The organism is Paraburkholderia sp. BR14312 (genome assembly GCF_040948675.1).
Classification (GTDB): Bacteria; Pseudomonadota; Gammaproteobacteria; order Burkholderiales; family Burkholderiaceae; genus Paraburkholderia; species Paraburkholderia nodosa_A.
In genome coordinates, this window is sequence record NZ_JBFPKI010000001.1 from 584,977 (window position 1) to 604,507 (window position 19,531).

At 65.8% G+C, this 19,531-nt stretch carries 17 protein-coding genes and 1 pseudogene; 8 read left to right on the plus strand and 10 right to left on the minus strand.

Translation table 11 applies throughout. The features are described 5' to 3' along the window. Window positions 1-23: 23 nt before the first annotated feature. From AB3X98_RS02595 to AB3X98_RS02620, 6 genes are all read right to left on the minus strand, one after another. On the minus strand, window positions 24-1,142 hold the full coding sequence (locus AB3X98_RS02595; protein WP_368605105.1) for a malate/lactate/ureidoglycolate dehydrogenase: 1,119 nt from the start codon (window positions 1,140-1,142) through the stop codon (window positions 24-26). 57 nt (window positions 1,143-1,199) lie between these two features. Beyond that, window positions 1,200-2,474, minus strand: coding sequence for an MFS transporter (locus AB3X98_RS02600; protein ID WP_368605106.1), 1,275 nt, complete (start codon window positions 2,472-2,474; stop codon window positions 1,200-1,202). A 71-nt stretch (window positions 2,475-2,545) separates the two neighbouring features. Continuing rightward, entirely contained in the window at window positions 2,546-4,093 is a 1,548-nt protein-coding gene (locus tag AB3X98_RS02605; protein WP_368605107.1) for a UxaA family hydrolase, read from the minus strand. Further along, window positions 4,090-5,010: an SMP-30/gluconolactonase/LRE family protein gene (locus tag AB3X98_RS02610; RefSeq protein WP_069266971.1), complete on the minus strand. Its 921-nt coding sequence runs from the start codon at window positions 5,008-5,010 to the stop codon at window positions 4,090-4,092. Before AB3X98_RS02610 ends, AB3X98_RS02605 begins: the two co-directional genes overlap by 4 nt. 163 nt (window positions 5,011-5,173) lie before the next feature. Then, the gene (locus tag AB3X98_RS02615) at window positions 5,174-5,527 is read right to left on the minus strand and encodes a cupin domain-containing protein (protein WP_368605108.1); all 354 of its coding nucleotides are present in this window, start codon (window positions 5,525-5,527) and stop codon (window positions 5,174-5,176) included. Between the two features lie 29 nt (window positions 5,528-5,556). Next, a complete protein-coding gene (locus tag AB3X98_RS02620; protein ID WP_368605109.1) occupies window positions 5,557-6,195 on the minus strand; it encodes an FMN-binding negative transcriptional regulator in 639 nt (212 codons plus the stop codon). Window positions 6,196-6,317: 122 nt separating this feature from the next. On the opposite strand from AB3X98_RS02620, the gene AB3X98_RS02625 reads away from it, so the two are divergent. Next, window positions 6,318-7,802 carry a PLP-dependent aminotransferase family protein gene (locus tag AB3X98_RS02625; RefSeq protein WP_368605110.1) on the plus strand — a complete coding sequence of 495 codons (1,485 nt, stop codon included), beginning with the start codon at window positions 6,318-6,320 and terminating at the stop codon, window positions 7,800-7,802. Between the two features lie 7 nt (window positions 7,803-7,809). Here the strand turns inward: AB3X98_RS02625 and AB3X98_RS02630 are convergent, their stop codons facing one another. Further along, window positions 7,810-8,748, minus strand: a complete 939-nt coding sequence (locus tag AB3X98_RS02630) for a LysR family transcriptional regulator (protein ID WP_368605152.1) — start codon at window positions 8,746-8,748, stop codon at window positions 7,810-7,812. 110 nt (window positions 8,749-8,858) lie between these two features. Between AB3X98_RS02630 and AB3X98_RS02635 the strand changes: the two genes are divergently transcribed. The 6 genes and pseudogenes from AB3X98_RS02635 to AB3X98_RS02660 all read left to right on the plus strand — a co-directional run bounded on the left by AB3X98_RS02635 (window position 8,859) and on the right by AB3X98_RS02660 (window position 14,698). Further along, window positions 8,859-9,941: a tartrate dehydrogenase gene (locus tag AB3X98_RS02635; protein WP_069266975.1), complete on the plus strand. Its 1,083-nt coding sequence runs from the start codon at window positions 8,859-8,861 to the stop codon at window positions 9,939-9,941. A 90-nt stretch (window positions 9,942-10,031) separates the two neighbouring features. After that, a pseudogene (locus tag AB3X98_RS02640) lies at window positions 10,032-11,340 on the plus strand (MFS transporter). 374 nt (window positions 11,341-11,714) lie between these two features. After that, window positions 11,715-12,071, plus strand: a complete 357-nt coding sequence (locus tag AB3X98_RS02645) for a FecR domain-containing protein (protein ID WP_368610206.1) — start codon at window positions 11,715-11,717, stop codon at window positions 12,069-12,071. Beyond that, the gene (locus AB3X98_RS02650) at window positions 12,068-12,682 is read left to right on the plus strand and encodes an OmpA family protein (protein ID WP_342949426.1); all 615 of its coding nucleotides are present in this window, start codon (window positions 12,068-12,070) and stop codon (window positions 12,680-12,682) included. Before AB3X98_RS02645 ends, AB3X98_RS02650 begins: the two co-directional genes overlap by 4 nt. 42 nt (window positions 12,683-12,724) lie before the next feature. Then, window positions 12,725-14,188, plus strand: coding sequence for a CHASE2 domain-containing protein (locus tag AB3X98_RS02655; protein WP_368605112.1), 1,464 nt, complete (start codon window positions 12,725-12,727; stop codon window positions 14,186-14,188). Between the two features lie 102 nt (window positions 14,189-14,290). After that, window positions 14,291-14,698 carry a DUF1801 domain-containing protein gene (locus tag AB3X98_RS02660; protein WP_368605113.1) on the plus strand — a complete coding sequence of 136 codons (408 nt, stop codon included), beginning with the start codon at window positions 14,291-14,293 and terminating at the stop codon, window positions 14,696-14,698. A 38-nt stretch (window positions 14,699-14,736) separates the two neighbouring features. On the opposite strand, the gene AB3X98_RS02665 is transcribed toward AB3X98_RS02660, so the two are convergent. Together AB3X98_RS02665 and AB3X98_RS02670 are read right to left on the minus strand one after the other, a co-directional pair. Further along, complete coding sequence (locus AB3X98_RS02665; RefSeq protein WP_069267053.1) at window positions 14,737-15,846, minus strand: aromatic ring-hydroxylating dioxygenase subunit alpha; 1,110 nt, start codon at window positions 15,844-15,846, stop codon at window positions 14,737-14,739. A gap of 117 nt (window positions 15,847-15,963) precedes the next feature. After that, window positions 15,964-16,875, minus strand: a complete 912-nt coding sequence (locus tag AB3X98_RS02670) for a LysR family transcriptional regulator (protein ID WP_368605114.1) — start codon at window positions 16,873-16,875, stop codon at window positions 15,964-15,966. A gap of 78 nt (window positions 16,876-16,953) precedes the next feature. On the opposite strand from AB3X98_RS02670, the gene AB3X98_RS02675 reads away from it, so the two are divergent. Continuing rightward, a complete protein-coding gene (locus AB3X98_RS02675; RefSeq protein ID WP_069266980.1) occupies window positions 16,954-17,880 on the plus strand; it encodes a carbon-nitrogen hydrolase family protein in 927 nt (308 codons plus the stop codon). A gap of 26 nt (window positions 17,881-17,906) precedes the next feature. On the opposite strand, the gene AB3X98_RS02680 is transcribed toward AB3X98_RS02675, so the two are convergent. Further along, window positions 17,907-19,361: a PLP-dependent aminotransferase family protein gene (locus AB3X98_RS02680; protein ID WP_368605115.1), complete on the minus strand. Its 1,455-nt coding sequence runs from the start codon at window positions 19,359-19,361 to the stop codon at window positions 17,907-17,909. Between the last annotated feature and the right edge of the window lie 170 nt (window positions 19,362-19,531).

Genomic DNA, 19,531 nt, shown 5'->3' on the forward strand with positions numbered 1-19,531 from the left:
GCGGAACGTAGTTAGCCTGGCAGTTAACGCGCGCTGCGCTCGCACGCCGCGATTTCCGCCTCAGTCACGCCCGCCATGCGCGCGGCATCGATGATCTGCGACCAGCTCGTCGCATCCACGGGAATGCCCTGCGCTTCGCGCTGCCGCCGCGTCGCGTCCTCGCGCTCGCCGGGCAGCAGGATCTCGTCGACACCCGCTGCGCGCCGCGTGGCCTTCAGCCATTCCACGAACGCGAGCGCTTCGTGCTCGCGCGAGGGCGCGTCGAACGCCGCCGGATCGACGATCACCGACGTCATGCAATTGACGATCGCGTGCGTGGAGACGATGGTTTGCTCGCGCGTGGTGAAGCCGCCCGAGAGCGCGCCCGCCAGAATTTCGCACATCGCGGCGAGCCCCGAACCCTTATGGCCCGCCACCGCGCCGCCGAAAGCGCGCAGCGCACCGTGCTGCGTATCGCTGAACAGCGCGCCCGGATCGCGCGTGGGGCGGCCGTCGCTGTCGATCAGGGCGTCGGCCGGCACATCCACGCCCTTGTTGTAGGCCACGCGCACTTTCCCCGCCGCAATCGCGCTCGTGGCGAAGTCGAGCACCAGCGGCGAGCGCCCCTCGAGCGGAAACGCCGCGCAAAACGGATTGGTGCCGAAGCGCCTGTCGATGCCGCCGAACGGCGCGACGAGCGGATCGCCCGCGACGTTGACGAAGTGGAACGACACGAGCCCGGCGCGCGCGCATTGCTCCGCCCAGTGCCCGATACGTCCGATGTGATGCGCGTTGCGCAGGCCGAGTGCACACACGCCGAGCGATTTCGCGCGCTCGATGCCGCGCTCCATCGCCTCGAACGCCGTGACTTGCCCGAAACCGCGCCCGCCTTCGATCGTGAGCACCGCACCCGCGTCGCGCGCGACCTGCGCGTGCGCGTTCAGTTTGAGCTCGCCTTCGCGGCACGACAGCATATAGCGCGGAATCATGCCCACGCCGTGCGAGTCGTGCCCGGCGAGATTGGCTTCGACGAGATGATCGGCAACCAGCGTCGCCTCGCGCGCCTCGCTGCCGGCCGCGCGCCAGATGGCGACGACGAAGGCGTGCAGCGCACGAGCCTCGATAACGACTTCTGAACCTTTTGCAGCAGCGGCATTCGACATGTACGTGACCCTGTGTATGGCAGCGGAGTAAGAGGCCGCGCCTTCGTGGTTACGTGCTTACGTGCGCGGCGCGTAAGCCGGTTGGTCGACGCGGCTGGCCTCGGGAGCCTCAAGCGGCTCGACGCGTCCGACAATCACAAGATAGCTCACCGCGCCGAGCACGCAAAACCCACCGGCGACCACGAGCGGAATCGTGAACGAGCCGCGCGTGAGCTGCAGCATCACGCCGGTAAACGTCGTCAACGCGATGCCTGCGAGATTCGACGCGAAGTTCTGAATGCCCGCCAGCGAAGCGACATGCCGCGGCGTGGGCGCGACGTCGGCAGGCAGCGACCAGATGCTGGCCGCCGCAGCCGCGAGGCTCCCATAAGCAATCGCGAAGAGTGCGAGCATTACATAGATATCCTGAACAATGCCGGTTAGCGTGATCACGGACGAAAGCAGCATGCCGCCGACGATGCACGTCTTGCGCGCAGCCGTCAGGCTCCAGCCGCGCTTCACGAGTGCATCGGAAAGCCAGCCGCCCAGCCAGCCGCCCGGTATCGAGGCGATGGCGGGCAAGGTGCCGAGCGTACCGAGCGACTTGAGCGAGAAACCGCGCGCCTCGACGAGATAGCTCGGGAACCACGTAATGAAGAAGTAAATGACGAAGTTCAGGCAGAAGAAGCCGAGCATCATGCCCCACACGGTGCGGTAGCGGAACAGGCCGCTCCAGCGTATCGAGGCGGCGGCCGGCGCGGGGGCGCGCGGCTTGTCGAGTGCGGCCCGCGCCTCGGGTTCCCGGTACATCACGATCCAGCCCAGGATCCACACGAGCCCGAGCGCGCCGGTAATCACGAACGACGCCTTCCAGCCCCACGCGGCCATGATGGCGGCCACGAGCGGTAGCGAGAGTGCGGAGCCCACGCGCGAGCCGCTGTCGAAGATGCTCGTGGCGAGCGCGCGTTCATCGCGCGAGAACCATTGGCTCACGAGCTTCGCGCACGACGGATACGCCCCCGCCTCGCCCACGCCGAGCATGAGCCGGCAGCCGAACATCGCCGCGAAGCCGCCCGCCACCGCGGTGGCCGCGGTGAACACCGACCACCAGCCCACGGCGAACGGCAATGCGATGCGCGCACCGGCCCGGTCGACGAACCAGCCAAACGGCAGTTGCATCACGGCGTAAGTCCAGAAGAAGCCGCTGAGCAGCAGCCCCATGGCGGCAGGACCAATGCCGAGGTCCTTCATGATGTGCGGCGCCGCAACCGCGAGATTGGCGCGGTCGATGTAATTGACCGCAATCGCCAGAAAACAGAAGAAAATGACCAGCCAGCGCGATTTTTCTTTCATCGAAAGCACTCCTTCTGAATGTGGCGTCGTCTGTCCGGTGAATGGCGGCGCCTGTTCGAATCGCTCCCGCTCTACATGACCGCTCCCAGATGCCAGGGCACGAATTCGTTCTGGCCGTAGCCGTGCAGCTCGCTCTTCGTGCGCTGCCCGGAGGCGGTCGCGAGCATCAGCTCGAAGATCGCAGCACCGGCCTCGTCCACGCTTTGCTCGCCGTCCAGAATGCGGCCGCAGTTCAGGTCGATGTCCTCTTCCTGGCGTCGCCACAGCGCGCTGTTGGTGCCGAGTTTGAGCGACGGCGAAGGCGCGCAGCCGTAGGCCGAGCCGCGGCCCGTCGTGAAGCAGATCAGGTTGGCGCCGCCCGCCACCTGGCCTGTGGCGGACACCGGGTCGTAGCCCGGCGTATCCATGAACACGAGACCCTGGGCGCGCACGGGCTGCGCATACTCGTAGGTTTCGACGAGCCGCGTCGTCCCGCCTTTCGCCACTGCGCCGAGCGACTTTTCGAGAATGGTCGTGAGGCCGCCCGCCTTGTTGCCGGCAGACGGGTTGTTGTTCATGTTGGCTTCCATGCGCGCGCAATACGCTTCCCACCAGCGAATGCGCGCCACCAGCTTTTCACCCACCTCGCGCGACACCGCGCGCCGCGTGAGCAGATGCTCGGCGCCGTAGATTTCGGGCGTTTCGGAGAGGATCGCCGTGCCGCCGTGCATGACGAGCCGGTCCACGGCCGCGCCGAGCGCCGGGTTCGCGGAAATGCCGGAATAGCCGTCCGAGCCGCCGCACTGCAAGCCGACCATGAGGTGACGCGCATCGACCGGCTCGCGCGTCACGCGGTTCGCATCGGCCAGCAGCGCACGCACCTGTTCGATGCCCGCTGCCACCGTGCGCGCGGTGCCGCCCGTCTGCTGGATCGTCATGGTCGAGAGGCGCGTACTGCGCTCGAGTTGTTCCGCTTCCACGAGACCGTCGATCTGATTCGTCTCGCAGCCGAGCCCGACGATCATCACGGCGTAAAAGTTGGGGTGCCGCGCATAACCCGCGAGCGTGCGGCGCAACACCGTGATCGGCTCGCCCTCGGCCGCTAGCGCACAGCCTTCGCCGTGCGTGAGCGCCACCACGCCATCCACGTTGGGGAACGCTTCCAGCGCTTCGGGGTGGATGTCGCGGCGAAAGTGATCGGCAATCGCGCGCGCGACCGTGGCCGAGCAGTTCACAGACGTCAGGATGCCTATGTAATTACGCGTCCCGACGCGGCCATCCGCGCGCCGAATGCCGAGAAACGTGGCCGGTTGCGCAGCTGCGGGCGTGTCGTGCGCGTCCACGCCGAAGGCGTAGTCGCGCTCGAAATCGCCCATCGAGAGATTCTGCGTATGCACGTGTTCGCCGCAGCGAATCGGCCGGCTCGCAAAGCCGATGATCTGCCCGTAGCGACGCACCGGTTCTCCTGGCTCGATGTCGCGCAGCGCGACCTTGTGGCCCGGCGGAATCATGCCCGCGACCGTTTGGTCGCCATAGAGTGCCGAGCCAGGCATCAACTGCCCACGCGCGATGGCAACGTCATCGCGCCGATCGAGGAGAATGAGCGCGGACGAAAGCGAGGCGGAGTCGAGAAGTGTCATAGCCGGTCTCCGTAAGCAGCGCCGCGCACGCCAACGTAAAGCGAGTACAGCGACGTGCTGGCTGCAATGAATAGGCGATTGCGATTCGGGCCGCCGAACACGAGGTTCGCGACCGTCTCCGGCACGAGAATCTTGCCGAGCAGCGTGCCATCGGGCGCATAGCAGTGGATGCCGTCGCCCGCGCTCGTCCAGACGTTGCCATGCTCGTCCACGCGCATGCCGTCCGGCACCCCAGGCGAAACGTCCGCGAATAACCGCCCGTTGTGCAACCCGCCTTGCGGATCCACGTCGAATACGCGGATGTGATGCGGGCCGTTCTCGATATGCGACGCGCCCGAGTCGGCCACATAGAGCCGCAGTTCATCGGGCGAGAAGGCGAGCCCGTTGGGCTTCATGAAGTCGTCGGCCACGCGCCGCACCACGCCCGTATCGGGCGCCACGCGATATACGTGGCATGCGCCGATCTCGCTCGGCGCGCGAAAGCCCTCGTAGTCGCCGAGAATGCCGTAGTCGGGGTCGGTGAACCAGATCGAGCCGTCCGAATGCACGATCACGTCGTTGGGAGAATTCAGCCGATGCCCTTCGTAGCGGTCGGCAATGACGGTGATGCGCCCGTCGTGCTCCGTGCGCGTGACGCGGCGCGTGCCGTGCTCGCAGGTCACGAGCCGGCATTCGCGGTCGAGCGTGTTGCCATTGCTGAAATTCGAGTTCGCGCGGAACACGCCCGTGCCGATGCCGGGCACCCAGCGCATCATCCGGTTGTTGGGAATGTCGCTCCAGACAAGAAAGTCGCCGGCGGGAAACCACACCGGTCCTTCCGCCCACATGCAGCCGCCCGCGAGCTTCTCGAACTGCGCGTTGGGCTGCAGCAGCATGCGAAAGCGCGCATCGTGGATTTCGTATTCGTGGGGATTCATCGTTCCGGCCTCGTACCGTCAGGGTCAGGTCACGGCGACGCGCGTGACCCGTCGCTCACTGCCGCGCCGGTTTATTAAATACTAGTTGAATAGGCCTGTGAAGATTTTCTTCAAGCGCCTGGAATGTGGTTTACCCGTGTTTCCCCGCGAGCCTGTGTGGCAATCAGGTTTTGTCGAACACCTGGTCCAGGTCGTAGACGAGCAGGAACACGCAGCCCGTGTCGCTATGAAATCCTGCGTCGACCGTGCCCTGTTCGGCGATGCTGGCATAGCCCGCCGTTAGTCGCCGGCCGTTTTGCACGGCCTCGCCTTCGAGTACGTAGATGAACTCCGGGCCCGTATGGCGGTGATCAGGGAACGTTGCCCCTGCAGCGAACCGGACCAGTTGCATCGCGCGGCCGTCTGCCTTGCCGAGGTTCTTGACCTCCACGCCGGGCGCGAAGCGGGAGGGCACCCATGGCAGGCTCGCTGAATCGATGCCTGAGAACCCAGGCGCGAGCGGCGGATCGTTTGCCATGACGGTGCCCTCGTGTGCGCGGGTGCGCGCTATTGCGCCTTCTCGTCGGCAGCGGCGAGCATGGCGTCGGCGATGCGAGACTCGCCGCTCGATTTGAGCGCTTCGCCCGCGCCGCGAATATCGCGCTCTTCCTTGTTCTGGCTGAGCTTGCTCTTGCCGACCAGACGCGTGATCTCGATCTCCACGCCGACGATCGCCTTGACGAGCGTGTCCGTGTAGTCCTTGGGCGCATCGGCCATCTTCCAGGGCTTGGGCTGCGTGGCTTCGTGCGTGCGCGTCAGGCGGCCAATCACGCCGCGCACGTAGCGCTCGTCGTCGAGAATCTTGATGCGCCCGTGAGCATGGACCACGACGTAATTCCAGGTCGGCACCTGCTTGTGCGCCTCGTGCTTGCTCGGATACCAGTTCGGTGAAATATACGCGTCGCCCGCGCGGAAGATCACGAGCACGTCGTCGCCGTTCGCCACGTCCTGCCAAACCGGGTTGGCCCGCGCGACGTGCGCGCGCAGCACGCCCAACTCGCGCTCGCCCGCCGCGAGTTCAAAGGGGAGGTGATTCGCATCGAGCCCGCTTTTGCCCTGCGTGACCAACGTGCCGAACGGATGTTGGGCGATGCAATCGTGCAGAACGTCTTTGCGGTTTTCGGCGAAATGGGCTGGTACGTACATGCGTTTGTCCCTGCTCGTAAGGTGATGGGCGAGCGCGGCCGCAGCCGCCACAAATCCGAGTCTGCCGCAAAAGTGGTTTATTCTATAGATCCAGTTTATTCATAATCCAGTGAACCAGAATCATGCCGAGAACCGCGCAGGCCGCGGAGATGCCATCGTTCGGCACGCTGGACCGGGAGGCCGGCAATCTCAGCCGCCAGGTGGCCGAGGCGCTGCGCGAAGCGGTGCGCAAAGGCGATCTGCAGCCCGCCGATGCGCTGCCTTCCACGCGCGCGCTCGCCGCTTCGCTCCGGGTCGCGCGCGGTACGGTGGTCGAGGCCTACGAACAGCTGATAGCCGAAGGCTTTCTTGAATCGAAAGCCGGGGCAGGTACCCGCGTGGCGCTCGCACTGGCGGAGCCGCCCGCGCGCGAGCCCCGCGTGGCTTCATCGCAGGCGGCGCAAGCCGGGCTGCCGGAGCGCGCCGAAGCGTTCGCCAGGATCGGACGCGAGTTCAAGCCGCTTCCTCCAGTACCGTTTGCCATATCGGTGCCAACGGGTATGACCGCGCCCGGCGACATCTGGCGCCGGCTCGGCAACCGCCTGCGCGCGCGTGGCCCCGCCTCGCCGACCGGCTATGCCGACCCGCTGGGCGCACTGGCGCTGCGCGAAGCGATTGCCGATTATGTGCGCAAGTCCCGCTCGGTGCGCTGCGAAGCGGATCAGGTCATCGTGACGAGCGGCACCCAGCAGGGGCTCTTTCTCGCAAGCCAGGTGCTGCTGGGGCCGCGCGACCAGGCGTGGGTCGAGAACCCGGCCTATCGTGGCGTCACCGCCATCCTCGAAAGCCTGCCCTACCGCGACGCCATGGTGCGCGTGCCCGTGGACGCCGAGGGTCTCGACGTCGAGGCCGGCATTCGCATGGCTCCGAAGGCGCGCGTGGCGTTCGTCACGCCTTCGCATCAATATCCGCTCGGCATGCCGCTGAGCATGGCGCGGCGCGCGGCGTTGCTCGCCTGGGCGCGCTCGGCCCATGGCTGGGTCGTCGAAGACGACTACGACAGCGAACTGCGCTACGAGGGCTCTCCGTTTCCGGCGCTGCAGGGCCTCGCGCCCGATCGCGTGGTGTATCTCGGCACCTTCAGCAAGATCCTGTTTCCGTCACTGCGGCTTGGCTACGTCGTCGTGCCGCCCAGCCTCGTAGATGCGTTCTGCGGCGCGCGCGTGCTCATGGACCGCCATCCGCCAACGGCCGATCAACACGTGCTCGCCGCCTTTATGACCGAGGGGCACCTCGAGCGACACGTCCGCAAGGTTCGCAACGTCTATGCCGAGCAGCGGCTCAGCCTGATCGAAACGCTCGAAGCGCTTTTGCCCCGTGAACTGGCGTGGATCGAGCCCGGCGATCAGGGCATGCATCTCGTGCTCTGGCTCGCCGCGAGGCTGGACGATCACGAGATCGTGCGGCTTGCAGCGAACGAGGGTATCGCGGTGCGCGCAGCGTCGCCGATGTTCGCCGCGGGCACCGCACGCCCAGGGCTCATCCTGGGTTTTGGCGGCTTTATCAGCGCGCAAATGAAAGCGGCCGCAGAGCGCCTCGCCGCCGTGATCGCCACGGCGGCGACATGAAGCATCGCTAAGCGCTTCGGGCTACTGGATATCGCTGCGACTTGCTCAATTCCATAGCGAGGAAGTCGACGAACGCCCGAATGCGCGTGGACAACTGATGCCGCTGCGCATACACGGCGTAGATATCCGCACCGGGCGTTTCATACTCGGGCAGCACGACCACGAGCCGCCCGTCCGCCAGATACTCGTTGATGTCCCATTCCGCGCGCATCAAAATGCCATGCCCGTCCAGCGCCCACTTCACGGCAATCTCGCCGTCGTTGGTCGTGAGATTGCCATTGATCCGGACGGCTTCCGATTTCCGCGCATTGCCGCGCTCGTGCGAAAGCCGCCACACGCCATAGGCTTCGTCGCCCTGGCGAATGCTGATGCAGTTGTGCTTCACGAGGTCGTGCGGCGTGGCGGGCGTGCCCCGGCTCGCGAGATAGGCGGGCGAAGCACAGAGCAAGCGCCGGTTCGCTGCGAGACGCCGCGCGATCACGCGCGTATCGGGCGGCTCGCCGAAGCGGATGCAGACATCGTATGAATCTTCCGTGAGCGGCGGCGGCATGACCGAAAGCTGAAGCTGCACGGAAACCTGTGGATACTGCGCGACGAAACGCGAAAGCGCGGGCCCGATATGGCTGCGCCCAAAGCCGAGCGTCGCGTTCACGCGCAGCAAGCCCTTGGGATGCTTCTTCGAGCCGCCCAGCAGCTCGCCCAGCTCGTCGATCTCGTCGAGAATGCGGCGCGCGTGCTCCAGATACACCTCGCCTTCTGGCGTCAGCATCATGCGGCGGGTCGTGCGGTTCACGAGCGGCACGCCGGCGCGCTCCTCCATTTGCGCGAGCCGCTTGCTCACGGCGGCGGGCGTGAGGCCCAGTTCGCGCGCGGCGGCGCTCAGGCTGCCCGAGGAGGCGAGCGTCGAGAAAAAGCCAAGATCGGCGGGTAGAACGGTGTCGGTCACGGTCGCCACTTGTGAATTCAAGTTAAGGATGCTTTGAGTCTAGCACCGGTTTTTGAACCGGGAGTTCGGTAAAGTGAACCCACACTGGCCTCACTTCACAGGAACGAGACATGAAGACCTATCGCATCGCGACCATTCCCGGCGACGGCATCGGCAAGGAAGTCGTGCCCGCGGGCAAGGAAGTGCTGGAAGCGCTTGCGAAAACCACGCAGCGCTTCGCGTTCGAATTCGAAAACTTCGACTGGGGCGCCGACTACTACCGCCAGCACGGCGTGATGATGCCGGCCGACGGGCTCGATGCCATCCGCAACAAGGACGCCATTCTGTTCGGTTCCGCGGGCGACCCCGACGTGCCCGACCACATTACGCTCTGGGGCCTGCGCCTGAAGATCTGCCAGGGCCTCGACCAGTACGCGAACGTGCGCCCCACGCGCATCCTGCCCGGCATCGACGCGCCTCTGAAGCGCTGCAAGCCCGAAGACCTGAACTGGGTGATCGTGCGCGAGAACTCCGAAGGCGAGTATTCGGGTGTGGGCGGCCGCGTGCACCAAGGTCATCCGCTCGAAGCCGCGACCGATGTCTCGATTCTCACGCGCGCCGGGGTCGAGCGCATCCTGCGCTTTGCGTTCCGCCTCGCGCAGTCGCGCCCGCGCAAGCTGCTCACGGTCATCACCAAAAGCAACGCGCAACGCCATGCCATGGTCATGTGGGACGAGATCGCGCAACAGATCTCGAAGGAGTTCCCGGACGTGAAGTGGGACAAGGAACTGGTGGACGCCGCCACGGCGCGCATGGTCAACCGCCCGGCTTCGCTCGATACGATCGTCGCGACCAACCTGCACGCGGATATTCTCAGCGACCTCGCCGCCGCGCTCGCGGGCAGCCTGGGCATCGCGCCGACCGGCAACATCGACCCCGAGCGGCGTTATCCGTCGATGTTCGAGCCGATCCACGGTTCGGCCTTCGACATCATGGGCAAGGGGCTGGCGAATCCGATCGGCACGTTCTGGTCGGTCGTGATGCTGCTCGAGCACCTCGGCGAGACCGAAGCCGCCGCTCATGTGATGCAGGCCATCGAAACCGTGACCGCGAACCCCGCGCTGCACACCGGCGACCTGGGCGGCAAGGCGACCACGGCGCAGGTCACGGCCGCGGTGTGCGAACTCGTCGAGAAGGCGGCCGTCGCTGCCTGAGCGCTAGCGCGCCGTTAAAAAAGCAGACACGGGGGGCGTGACACCAAAAATACCCGCATGCCCCCGCCGAACCCTCCAGGGAGGAGACACGTGAATTCGGATACCGAAGCAATCGTCACGCGCAAGCTCATGTGGCGCATCATCCCGTTCGTCATGCTGCTCTATTTCGTGAGCTTTCTCGACCGGGTCAACGTGGGCTTCGCGGCAATGACGATGAACAAGGCGATCGGCCTCTCGCCCACGGCGTTCGGCCTCGGCGGCGGCCTCTTCTTCATCGGCTACTTTCTGTTCGAAGTGCCTTCGAATCTCATCTTGCACCGCGTCGGCGCGCGCATCTGGATCGCGCGCGTCATGGTCACGTGGGGCATCGTTTCGGCGGCGTCCGCCTTTGTGACCGGCCCCACCAGTTTCTATGCGCTGCGCTTTTTGCTCGGCGTAGCGGAAGCGGGCTTTTTCCCCGGCATCATCCTTTACCTGAGCCTCTGGTTCCCGACGAAGCAACGCGCGGCAGCCGCGGCGTGGTTCATGGCGGCGGCGCCGATTTCGACGGCGCTCGGTTCGCCGATTTCCGGCGCGCTCATGCAATTGCCGACCCTGTTCGGGCTCGCCAACTGGCAGCTGCTCTACGTGATCGAAGCGGTTCCCGCCTGTGCTGCTCGGTTTCGTGGTCCTGAAAGTTCTCACCGATGCGCCTTCGAAAGCACACTGGCTGAAGCCGCAAGAACGCGACTGGCTCATGGCGAAGCTCGCCGACGAAGCGAGAACGCGCGAAGGCCACGCAGGCCACACAGCCGGGGCGCTGAGCGCCCTGCGCGACCCGCGCGTGCTGGCGCTCGCGCTGATCTACTTCGGCACCTCGGCCGGCCTGTACACGCTGGGTCTGTGGGCGCCGCTCATCATCCGGCAATATGGCTTCAGCGCGCTCGAAACCGGGCTGCTGAACGCGATTCCGAGCATCGTGGCGGTCGTCGCCATGATTCTCTGGGCGCGGCACTCCGACCGCACCGCAGAGCGCACCTGGCACGTCGTGATTCCCTGCGTCCTGGCATGCGTGGGCTTCATCTTCGCGGGGCAGGCCAGCACCGCGCTGATGATCGTGCTGGCGCTCGTGGTGGTCAATGTCGGCATCAGCGCCGCCAAGGCGCCGCTCTAGGCCATGCCCAGCATGTTCCTCTCCGGCGCCGGGGCCGCAGCGGGCATCGCCATGATCAATTCGATCGGCAATCTCGGCGGATTCGTCGGGCCCGCCGTGATCGGATGGCTGAAAACCCAGACCGGGAGTTATGCCGCGGGCTTGTACGTCGTTGGCGCGACGCTCGCGCTTTCCGCGGTCGTGACGTTGATGCTGAGCCGCAAGGCGAGCCAGCCGGTGATGGCGCAGGTAAGGCACGATCACTGAAAGCAGGCAGGCCCTTGCGCGGGCATCGGCCGGGTGCGTCAGGCCTTGCCCGCCAATCGCACCGCAATCACGCATAGGCTTCGGTCCAGAGCAGCGCCTGCACGATCGTCCCGCGCAGGTTTTGCCGATTCTGGCGCACGTTGAGTGCGCTTGCACTATGTGCGCTAGCGCACGGAGCAGGCCGCGCGGAGTCACTATCCTCGCCGGGTGCCCGAGAGACCCGGCGCGAGCCCTCACGTTCGTTTCGCCAAACGGTATCGCCAGTGCGTAGCCAAGCCATCCAATATGCCTTGCTTCTCGCCTGCGGGTGCCCGCCAGCCTTCGATGCGCACGCAGCCGATGCAATTGGCATAGTCAAGACGATCAAAGGCTCGGTGCATATCGAGCGTGCGAGTCAGCCAGTCGGCGTCGCAGTCGGCAGCGAGGTGTTCGCGAGCGACCGCGTCCTGACCGGCCCCGCGTCTTCCGTCGGCATCACCCTGCGCGACAACACGCTGCTGACCGAGGGCGCCAACTCCGTTCTCGATCTCAACAAGTTCGCATTCGACACCACCACGTACGACGGCGCGCTCGACGTGAGCATCAAGCGCGGCTCGCTCGCCGTGGTCGACGGCAAGCTCGCAAAGGCCAATCCGGAAGCCGTGCGCTACAGCACGCCCACCACCACACTCGGCGTACGCGGCACGGAGTTCATCATCGAGGTGGGAGGAAGCGGGGAGACCGATCATTGAAGACGACGAACGCCGCACACTGCCTGCCGCAATGCATGGCGCTCACGCTGTGCGCGTGCCTCTGCGCGTGCAGCACGCCCGACAAGATCACGCTCCTGCCCAACCCGGACGGCAGCGTCGGCAACGTGATCGTGCATAACGGCGGCAAGACGCAAGTCATCAATAAGGCCTACACGCGCGCCGATGTTTCGAAAGGCGGTGCGATCGAGCAAACCGCCGGCAACAAAGCCGCGGTGGATGCCCAGTACGGCGACCTGCTGGCCGCAGAGCCGCCCAGGCCCCGAACGTTCACGATCAACTTCGTATTCGACTCCGCCACGCAGCTTGCGCCCGAGTCCGCGGCCACCGTCGCCGAGTTGAAAAAGGTATTGGCGAACTGGCCCGCACCTCACCTCACGGTGGTCGGCCACACCGATATGGCAGGCTCCCAGGAGTTCAACGACCGGCTTTCCATGCGCCGGGCGCAAAGCGTGGCGTCGTTTCTGGTCAAGTCAGGCATACCCGCGCAGCAGATCGAAGTTGCAGGCCGAGGCAAGCGCGAGCCGCTCGTCCATACTGCGGACGGCGTGCCCAACCAGGCAAACCGTCGCGCGGTCATCACCGTTCAGTAATCCGTATCGATCCGCGATGCGCTTCATCGATCCCATGCCACCATGAAACGCTACCGCAACTCATGCATCGCCTTCCTCAGGCGCATGATCCGGGCGCGCAAAGGGCGCCCCTGGGCGCTTGCGGTGCTCTTGACGCTTCTGTTCATCAACCTGTGCAGCGAATGGCCCGGCGATATTGCGCGGCCGGCCTTGCTCGACACGCTCGATAGCGTGTTGCCCGACACCTTCGGCTCGGCACGCCAGCTCCTTTTCGACCACTACCAGCGCCGCTTTCCGCGTGTGCCAACGACGCAGCCGGTGACCATCGTCGAGATCGATGACAAGACGCTCGAAACCTTCGGCCAATGGCCCTGGCCGCGCAACCGCCTCGCCGGGCTCGTCGATGCGATCGAGGCGAACAGACCGCTGGCGATCGGCCTCGACATCTACATGCCCGAGCCCGACCAGACCTCGCCTGGCATCGTGGCCGACAATCTGCCCGCCTCGGAGGCCGCGCTCGCTACGCAACTGCGCGCGCTGCCCAGCCATGAGCGCATTCTCGCGACCGCGTTGCGCGCATCGCCTTCGATTCTCGGCGCAGCAGCCTTCGACTACGCGACCTCCACGACGCGCACCGACATCCTGAGCGCCCCCGTGCTCGTGCACGGCCCGGACGCCCTCGCGAACGTTCACCGCTTCAATTACGTGCTCGCGAGCCTCCCCGAATTGCAGGGCGCCGCCCACGGCCAGGCCATGCTCAACGTTGCACAGGAACAGGGCACGGTACGGCGCATTCCGCTCGTGCTGGGTCTTGGCGACAAACTTGTGCCGAGCCTGCCCATCGAGATACTGCGCGTGGCCACCGGCTCGCCAGCCATCGAGGTGTTCGCGGGCCCATCCGGCGTGCGCGCCGTCGGCGTGGCGGATGTGCTGGTGCCCACGCAGCCCGACGGCGATATCTGGCTGCATTTCGCCTCGATTGCGCGTACGCAGCAGCGTTATGTTTCCGCACGCGATGTGTTGCAGGGCAAGGTCGATGCGAGCCGCATCCGCAACAAGCTGATTCTCGTCGGCCTCACCGGCACGGGCCTCACCGACATGCGCACAACGGCGTTAGGCGAACTGGTGCCCGGCATCGAGATTCAGGCGCAGGTCATCGAAACGATTTTCGAGGGCAGATTCCTGCAGCGCCCGGACTGGCTGATCTGGTGTGAGACGGTTTTCATCCTCGCGCTCGGCCTGTTCTTCATCTGGTATGTGCCGCGCAACGATTCGCGGCTTGCCGTCTTCATGCGCGCCGTGCCGAAGGCCTCCGCGATCATCGGTCTTACGCTTAACTTGTTGACGCTTTCGATTTGCTTCCTCGTATTCCGTTATTTCGGCTTCCTCGTCGATGCCGCATCGATCTTCATCATTCTTTCCGCGGTCATGGGCAGTTTCTTCACCATCTCCCTCATGGAGCCGGAAGCGCACAACGCATCCACCTCCGCCAAGACGCCCGGTTCGAGCGCGACGACCAACACTTAACGATTGCTTCGGTTGCCTGCATGGCTTCGACCTGGCAACCTCGGTGCTACATTACGATCCTGATTGCCCGACAACAGGAAGTCATGCAAGCACGGAGCGCGAATGACCCCATCGGAACGGATTGACCAGCTGATCGCGGAACTCACCGACTGGCGCCGCGAAACCTTCGTCGCGATACGCGAGGCCATTCTCGCGGCCGACCCGGCGATCGTCGAGGAATGGAAATACATGGGCAGCCCCGTGTGGTATCGGGACGGCATGATCGCCGTGGGCAACGCGCACAAGGGCAAGGTGAAGCTCACGTTCCTGTACGGCGCGAGCCTGCCCGACCCGAAGCAGCTGTTCAACGCCGGGCTCGACGGCAACGCGCGACGCGCCATCGACTGGCTCGAGGGAGATAAGGTCGACAAACGCGCGCTCACAGCGCTCATTCGCACGGCGATCGAATTCAACCGGCGCAACGCGAAGAAAAAAGCGCCTGCCAAACCTCGTGCCCGCAAAACCGCCTGACGCGAGCGCAAGGCGGCGCGCGTCAAAGCACCTTCGCCTCAGGCGTCGGCCTCGATCATCTCGCGAATGGGAATCACGGTGCGCGCGCCGCAATCGCGCAGCAGGTCGCGCAATTCGTTGATGACGGGAAACACTTCGTGATTCCAGTCGGCGCCCTGGTTGTCGTGCGCGGCCTGTTCGAGTTCGACGATGGTGCGGTCTTCCTTGAAGATGCGCTCCGTGAACCAGACCAGCAGCGGCCACGCCGCATCGAGCAGGAAGGGAATGGCGGGCCGGCGGATCGAAAGGAGTCCGAAAGTCCGGTTCGTGCGCTGCCGTGCGTCGAGCGGCACATAAACGATCCACAGGTCCATGAGGAGCGAGTCGTCGCCCGAGCGTATTTTCAGCGTTTGATACGGATATTCCGTGCGGATCGTCATCACGCTCTGGTCGCTCGGGTCCGCGCGGTTCTTGCTCGCGCCAAACACGAGCGCCTCGCCTGCGGGCTGCTTGCCCGCCATGCGCGCGAACGTATAGTCCACTTCGATGGAGTTCTCGCCACGCCGCCGGCCAAGCGAACGCGCCCGCATCTGGCCCATCTGGCGGCGGTGCAGAAACTGGTGATTCATGTCCATCAGATTCTCGTGCATGAACGAGTAGTGGCACTTCACCTCCTGCCCGAAGCGGCGCGTCTTGTATGCCTTGTCCGTGACCGAATCCAGCACGGGCAGCGGCGTTGCTTCGGCGAGCGTGGCGTTGCCGGGAAAGACGAAGATCATGCCGTGCGCCTCGCGGCACGGATAGGCGCGCACGCCGTTGGGCAGGCGCTCCCTGCCGAGGTAAGGCACGTCCACGCATTGGCCCGAACAATCGTAGGTCCAGCCGTGGTAGCCGCAGCGAAGCGACTCGCCCTCCACCACGCCCGCATGCAGCGGCACCTGGCGATGCGCGCAGCGGTCTTCGAGCGCGTGCACCGCGCCGGACGCGGTGCGAAAGAGCACGATGGGCTCGCCGGCGAAATGCGTGCCCAGCGTCTTGCCGGGCTTGAGTTCGCGCGACCAGGCAAGCGGATACCAGTGATCGGGATGAATGGGCACTCGGCGCAGGTCGCGCGGTTCCTGCAAATGTGACTCGATCGTATAGCCGTCGGGGAAAGGCATTGCGCGCATGCGGAGAAACTCCTTGGCGAGTCCGTCGATATGGTCGTTATCGTCGTTCCGGGAAATCGGTACGTCGACGCAAATCTCGTGCCCGCCCATTCAACGCGAATGGCGCATGCGTGTCGATCAGTGTTTTGCCGGAAAGCACGCGATGATGGCCACCTGGACCTTGACGATGGCGGCGTCGCGCAGCGAACTGTTGCGCCACCCGAGTTCCACGGGATAGCGCGGCAGATCGATCGGACACTCGAGCAGCTTCAGGCCCGTCACGCGCGCGATCGCCTCGGCCGCGTGGCGCGGAATCGTGGCGACGCTGCGCGTGCCCTTGAGCAGAAAGGGCAACGCGGCGAAATGCGTCGTCGAGGCCACGACATTGCGTTTCAGGCCCCGCGCGGCGAGCCCTTCGTCGACGATCCCGACCACGCCGCCCGACGACACCAGGATGTGCCCTCTCGACACGTAGTCGCTCAGCGTCAAACGCCGCGGCGTGCGCGGTGCGTCGTCCACGAGGCACGCATAGCTGCCCTCGCCGAGCACCCGGTGACTCAGCCCGCGCGAAGCGAAGCCGCCCGCCGCGACGGCCAGATCCATGTCCTGATTGGCAAGCGCATCGGCGACGATCTGACTGTGCGTCTGGCGAAAGATGATGCGCAGACCCGGCGCGCTGGTTTCCAGCGTTTCGATGATGCGCCGGCCGAAAGCCACTTCGAAGTCGTCCGAAAGCCCGATGGAAACCGCGCGACCGTGAAACGTGGTGGCATCGGGCGAGGCGATCGCGAGGCTATGGCGGCAACGGTCGAGCGCTTCGCTGATCACGGGCTTGAGCTCCTGCGCACGCGAGGTCGGCGCGAGCCCGCGGCCGGTGCGCACGAAGAGCGTGTCCGCATAGAGCGCGCGCAGACGCCTGAGCGCCGCGCTCACGGCCGACTGCGTCATGTTGAGGCGAATCGCGGCGCGGCTAGCCCCGCCCTCTTCGAACAGCGCCTCGAATATCTTCAGCAGATTCAGGTCCACGCCGGCGATATCAAACTGGTTCATATCACATAGTATCGATATACGGTCTCGCGATTTTATCGCCGTGGAAAGATGTGGGCAGTCCAACCCCTGGGAGCCATCATGGCCAAGTCGAAAGTCGCCGCGCTGCAGATCGGTTCGTCCGCCGCCGGCAAAGCGCACACGCTGGAACAGATTCTCTCGTTCGAAGCGCAGATCCGCGCCTCGGGCGCGAAGCTCGTCGTCATGCCCGAGGCGTTGCTCGGCGGCTACCCGAAGGGAGAAATATTCGGCACGCGCCTCGGCTACCGCTTGCCCGAAGGCCGCGAGGCATTCGCGCGCTACTACGAAAATGCGGTCGACGTGCCCGGCGCGGAAACCGAAGCGCTCGCGGAGCTTTCGACGCGTTGCGGCGCATCGCTCGTGATCGGCGTGATCGAGCGCGACGGCAGCACGCTCTTTTGCACCGCGCTGTTCTTCAATCCGGGTGAGGGGCTCGTGGCGAAGCATCGCAAGCTCATGCCGACGGGCACGGAACGGCTCATCTGGGGGCAGGGCGACGGCTCGACGCTGCCGACCGTTCGCACGGAATCAGGCGTCGCGGGCACGGCCATCTGCTGGGAAAACCACATGCCGCTGTTGCGCACGGCGATGTACGCGAAGGGCGTGCAGATCTGGTGCGCGCCCACCGTGGACGAGCGCGACATCTGGCAATGCTCCATGCGCCATATCGCGCACGAAGGACGCTGCTTCGTGATCAGCGCGTGCCAGGTGCAGCCTTCGCCCGCGGCGCTCGGCGTCGAGGTACCGGGCTGGGACGAGAACCGGCCGCTCATCAACGGCGGCAGCCTGATCGTCGGGCCGCTCGGCGATGTGCTGGCCGGCCCGCTGCGCGGTGAAACCGGGCTCATCGTCGCGGAGATCGATACCGACGAACTCACGCGCGCCCGCTACGATTTCGATGTGGTGGGCCACTACGCACGGCCCGATGTGTTCGCGCTTTCGGTCGACGAACGGCGCAAGCGCACGGTCTCGTTCATCGCGGAGTAACGTCGCGCGAAGCTACAGGCGCGCCGTCAGGCCGAATAAAGCCCTTCCGGCCCGTTGCGCAGCGTGCGCGCCAGCAGTTCCAGCCCTTCTCGCAGGGCCTCGTGGCTGCGCGCGCCGCCGAGGCTCAGGCGCACCGCGTGCGGCGCCGACCCGCGGCCGATCACGAAGCTGTCCGCCGTTTTCGCAAGCACGCCGGCCTGACGCAGCGCCGCGGAAAATTCGGCGGCGCGCCAGGGCTCGGCGAGCGGCAGCCAAAGATGCGGGCTCGCCGGATCGGTGCGATACGTCCAGTCCGCCAGCACTTCGGCGGCGATCGCATGGCGCGCGTCCACCTGCGCGCGCTGCTGCGCGATGAGCCGATCGACCTCGCCATCCACGATCCAGCGCGCCGCGATCTCTGCTGCGAGCGGCGACGTCATCCAGCAGTCGCTGCGTATCACCGCGAGGATCTTGCCGACCCAGTCCTGCGGCGCCTGCACATAGCCCACGCGCAGGCCCGGCGCAACCGCCTTCGAGAGACTGCTGATGACGATGCCGTGCTCGGGCAGCCGCGCGGCGAGCGGGGTGGGCGGCGCGTCGAGCAACGCGGCGGGCACGAGGTCTTCGATCACGACGAGGTGATGGCGCACCGCGATCTCGGCGATCTGCGCGCGGCGCGCTTCGGAGAGCGTCGCCGTGGTCGGGTTGTGCAGCGTCGGCACGCAAAAGAGCGCGCGCGGGGCGAGCAGCCCGCACGCGCGCTCGAGCGCGGCGGGGACGATGCCCTCTTCGTCGATTTCGATGCCGACGAGATTCAGCCGCAACTGCCGCGCGAGCGCGACGATGCCCGGATAGCTCAACGCCTCGGCGAAGATCGTGTCGCCTGGCCGCAGCACCGCGCGCAACACACAGGCAAGACCGTGCTGCGCGCCCTGCGTCACCAGCACACGCTCTGCAGCCACCGTGCAGCCCATGCGCGCGAGCCAGCGCGCACCCGCCTCGCGGTGCGAGCGGCGCCCGCCTTCGGGCTGATAAAGCAGCAGTTCGCCCGCGAGGCGCTCGTCGGTGGCCAGCTCGCGCAAGGTCTGCGTGAGCAGGAAGGCTTCGTCGGTCGGCATCGGCACGTTCTGGCCGAGATCGATCAGACGTCCCGGCGCATGGATGCCCGGCGCACCCGGCGTGACCTGCGCGGCGGCGGCCCGCTCGCTGGACTCGGGCACGCTGCGCGCGCGGTCCTGGATGCGCGCGCCGTCGGCGTCGGGCTCGGCCACATAGGTGCCGTCTCCCACGCGCGCCACCACGAGACCGCCGCGCTCCAGCTCCGCATAAGCACGGCTTACCGTGCCGGTTGTGACGCTGAGCTTCTTCGCGAGCAGCCTGTGCGCGGGCAGCTTTTCTCCGGGCAGCATCTGGCCGCCGTGAATGGCCTGTGAATAGGCCTGGGCGATCGCCCGGTACTTGGGTTCGCTGCTGCGCGAGAGCGTGGGCATCCAGCCATTCATGGTTTTCCCGAAGGAGATATGCACGCCGCGGCACGGCGCGACGGCTGCGTCATTATCGCGCCCAATCCGCGGAAATGAAGGCTGTCATTTACTTCAATTGACTTCATTGAGTGCACGAAATTGACCCTCTAGGATGCCGTAACGCCTGACAAGGCCAAGGAGACAATCGC